This window comes from Exiguobacterium sp. UBA6282, assembly GCF_002440475.1.
Classification (GTDB): Bacteria; Bacillota; Bacilli; order Exiguobacteriales; family Exiguobacteriaceae; genus Exiguobacterium_A.
In genome coordinates, this window is the sequence record NZ_DJUM01000024.1 from 1 (window position 1) to 4,072 (window position 4,072).

Consider the following 4,072-nt stretch of genomic DNA (forward strand, 5'->3'; position numbering starts at 1 on the left):
CCTCACATGTCTTCACCCGACTCCTTCAGGAAAAAGCGCGATGTTTTAACTCGCGCTTTCAGAGACGAACAAGACCCGGGTTCGTCATCCGAAGGATGAGGAAGACTGGCTTGTGTCTCGCCTGAGGAAAGCGGGTGAGAAGACAGTGAGGTGAATAGTGCGTTACATCGTTCATTTCGCATCATGGCCGAATGATATTACCTAGAAACACCATCCCAGCAAATAAACCAATCATTAAGAAGACAGTAGTTTGTGGTTGGAAACGTTTCTCCCGATAACGTCGAAATAAACGGTCCCCCAATGCCTGTATACAGAATAAGAGACCAATAAAGAGTAGGAAGAATTGCCATCTTTCTAGAACATCGAGAGCATCAATGTAAAATAAAAAAACAATACATAAAGCTATTAATATAGACGTATAAAAGGTACTGTGTGACATATTTATCTCTCCCTTACAGCCGTCGTCTGAAAAGCAAATAAACAGGAGAAAGCATGTGCTTGGTCAAGTAACCGATGCCCCGTCATGACGGCTCCTTCCTTTTGGATGACTGCTTCATCGAGCAACGTCCAGCCACGCTCTTTTGCTAGCTGCAGCAATTCCCACGGCATCATCGTATTTCCCATCGCGACTTCTTCACCGTACAGACGACGGTAAGCAAGTTGACGCGGAGCGGCTGTCGGACCAAGTAGACTGATGACGACAAGTGGGGCAACCCGTTCGATTTCTTGCAGTACTTGAACGGGACGTGTCGACCATTCGAGTGAGTTGACGGCAAGAACGACGTCAAATGCATGATTAGCGAACGGCAATGCTTCGCCCGTTCCAACGATGAACGTCTGCTCGGGTGATTTCTGACGCGCGATTCGAATCATTTCGTCTGAGACATCGAGTCCGACTGTCTGAAAGTCCGGTGTCAGTAGTCGACAGGCGGCACCATCACCACAACCGAGATCAAGCAACAGACCACCGGTGATCATTTTTCGTAAGAACGGTAAAACGGTTTTGCGGCTGCCGTTCGTCCACATATCATCAGCGCGCTCCGCCCAGTCAGCGGCTTTTTGATTCCATACGTTCTCGGTTTGACTCATTTGCATCCACTCCTTTTCAACAGTCTAACAGGAAAATTTGTCCATTGACTGATTTTTTATTGCTACTGAATCATTATTCATTTATGATGAAGATGTAGAAGAAGCAAACGAAAACCGATTGGCTTCTTTTTTTGTCAGTATAATGAATGGTTGTTCATTCAATTTAAACTCAGGGGGTATATCATGGCGAGTCAAATCGGTCAGCCGACCACAATCCAGTTGACGAAACACATCCAATTCGCCGTCATCATCGGTTCAGGGGTGATGGGTGCAGGCATCGCGGCACATCTTGCGAATGCTGGCATACGGACATTGATGCTTGATATCGTACCAAAAGAACTTACGGCACAAGAAGAGAAGCAGGGCTTGACGCTGAGTGATCCGCGCGTTCGTTCCCGCATCGCGCGCGATAATCGCGAAAAACTCTTGAAACAAAACCCAGCACCACTCGCGTCTAAGAAATTGATTGATTTCATCGAGATCGGAAACTTAGAAGACGACTTAGAACGTCTGAAAGAAGCAGACTGGATCGTTGAAGTCGTCGTTGAACGACTTGACGTCAAACAGCAATTGTTCGCAACAATCGAACCGTTCATTCGGGAAGACGCGATCGTCAGCTCAAACACATCAGGCATCTCGATCGAAGCGATGCGCGAGGGACGCTCGGAATCGTTCAATCGTCGTTTCCTCGGAACGCACTTCTTTAACCCACCACGTTATCTGAAGTTACTCGAGTTGATTCCGACGTCAGACACGGATCCACGTGTCGTCGATTTCATGAAACAATTCGCAGAGGAACGACTCGGGAAAGGTGTCGTCATTGCGAAGGACACACCGAACTTCATCGGCAACCGAATCGGGACATACGGTCTCCTCGTGACGATGGATGAGATGAAAAAAGGTGGCTATTCGATCGGGGAGGTCGATTCCGTCACAGGTCCACTGCTTGGCCGCCCAGGGTCAGCAACGTTCCGGACACTCGACGTCGTCGGCATCGACACATTCGTCCATGTTGCAAACAACGTCTATGACTTGTTGCCGGAAGGCGAAGAGAAGGAGACGTTCGCGGTGCCGGCTGAGATGCGTCGCCTTGTCGAACAAGGAGCGCTTGGTGCGAAGACGGGTCAAGGATTCTATAAGAAAGTCGGAAAACAGATCCTTGAACTCGATCTCGAAACATTTGATTACGTTGAAAAGAAAGCGCTTACCGAACCGTCGATCGGACAAGCCAAAGCACTTCCGGGCGCAAAAAACAAACTGAAAGCCGTCGTCTTCGCACAAGATCGTGTCGGCGCGTTACTCTGGCCAATCCACGCGAAAACATTGCTCTACTCGGCTCAGCTGACAGGTGAGATCGCAGACGACATCAAAGCGATCGACGAAGCAATGAAATGGGGCTTCGGCTGGAAGATGGGACCGTTCGAGACATGGGACGCACTCGGTGTCGAGAAGACGGTTGCGAAGATGAAACAAGACGGTTACGAAGTACCGGCATGGGTCGATGAGATGCTCGCAGCAGGAAAAACGAGTTTCTATGATGCGTCCGGTCGTCATTATGACGTAACGACACAAGACTACGTCGGAGCAACGGTCAATCCGAAGGAGATCCGACTCCGCGATGTCCGGAAGTCAAACGGTGTTCTCCTTGAGAACAATGGGGCACGTTTGCTTGATATCGGCGATGATGTCGCAGTCCTTGAGTTCACATCGAAGAGCAATGCGATCGGTGTCGACATCATGCAGATGATCGAACAGTCGGTCGATCTCGTTGAGAAAAATCACCGTGGTCTCGTCATCGCGAACGATGGCAAGAACTTCTGTGTCGGTGCGAACCTAGCGATGATGCTGATGGAAGCGGAAGATGAGAACTGGTTCGAACTCGACTGGATCATCAACAAGTTCCAACAATCGATTCAAAAGATTCGTTACGCATCGCGTCCGATCGTCGCTGCTCCACAAGGGATGACGCTTGGTGGCGGTACAGAAATCTCGCTTCCGGCAGCTCGCCTGCAAGCTGGTCTTGAAACGTACATGGGTCTCGTCGAAGTCGGTGTCGGTCTAATTCCAGGAGGCGGCGGAAACGTCAATACGTACCGTCGACTGTTAGAAAACACACCAGACGGACTCGTTAATATCGAGAAAGCAGCACAAAAAACGTTCGAAAACGTCGCGATGGCAAAAGTCTCAAAATCAGCCTTTGAAGCACGCGAACTCGGATATGTCCGCTCCGTTGATCAGATCTCGATGAACCGAGATCACTTGACGTATGATGCGAAACAACTCGTCCTTGAACTGGACCGGACCGGCTACACGGCACCAGCGAAAGCGAAGATTCCAGTCGTCGGTCGTGCTGGGAAAGCGACGCTTGAACTCGCGACTCGCGAAATGTTCTACGGCGGCTATATCTCGGAACACGATTTGAAAATCGCTAGTAAACTCGCACACGTCATCGCCGGCGGAAACGTCGCCTTCGGTAGCCACGTCGATGAACAATATATGCTCGACATCGAACGGGAAGCATTCTTGAGCCTGATCGGTGAGATGAAGACACAACAACGGATGCAGCACATGCTCGTCAAAGGCAAGCCGCTTCGTAACTGAGGACTGGGGGGATTCGGATGAAGGAAGCAGTAATCGTCGCCGGTGCACGAACACCGGTCGGAAAAGCAAAAAAGGGCGCATTCAAATCGATGCGCTCGGATGAATTAGCAGGCATCGCCATCCAAGAAACGTTGAAACGGTCCGGTTACACGGGAGCGGTCGATGACGTCATTCTCGGATGTGCCTTACCGGAAGCAGAGCAGGGGATGAACATCGCCCGTTACGCTTCAGTCCTCGGTGGTTTATCCCATGAGGTACCGGCAATAACGATCAACCGGTATTGTTCAAGTGGACTACAATCGATCGCTGACGCGGCGATGAAGATCATGACAGGGCAAGCAACTGCGGTTGTCGCTGGTGGACTTGAATCGATGAGTCAAGT

At 50.2% G+C, this 4,072-nt stretch carries 3 protein-coding genes; 2 read left to right on the plus strand and 1 reads right to left on the minus strand.

Annotated features, from left to right (window positions below):
• Positions 1–441: 441 nt before the first annotated feature.
• Positions 442–1,089: a class I SAM-dependent methyltransferase gene (locus B2751_RS07710; RefSeq protein WP_290774080.1), complete on the minus strand. Its 648-nt coding sequence runs from the start codon at positions 1,087–1,089 to the stop codon at positions 442–444.
• Positions 1,090–1,272: 183 nt separating this feature from the next.
• Between B2751_RS07710 and B2751_RS07715 the strand changes: the two genes are divergently transcribed.
• Together B2751_RS07715 and B2751_RS07720 are read left to right on the plus strand one after the other, a co-directional pair.
• Positions 1,273–3,690, plus strand: a complete 2,418-nt coding sequence (locus tag B2751_RS07715) for a 3-hydroxyacyl-CoA dehydrogenase/enoyl-CoA hydratase family protein (RefSeq protein WP_290774083.1) — start codon at positions 1,273–1,275, stop codon at positions 3,688–3,690.
• A 17-nt stretch (positions 3,691–3,707) separates the two neighbouring features.
• Positions 3,708–4,072, plus strand: a 365-nt coding sequence (locus tag B2751_RS07720) for a beta-ketoacyl synthase N-terminal-like domain-containing protein (RefSeq protein WP_290774147.1), incomplete at its 3' end; no start/stop codon positions are given.

Coding starts and splice junctions, on each gene's coding strand:
- B2751_RS07715 (WP_290774083.1), top strand. CDS start 1,273: ATGGCGAGTCAAATCGGTCAGCCGACCACAATCCAGTTGACGAAACAC.
- B2751_RS07710 (WP_290774080.1), bottom strand. CDS start 1,089: ATGAGTCAAACCGAGAACGTATGGAATCAAAAAGCCGCTGACTGGGCG.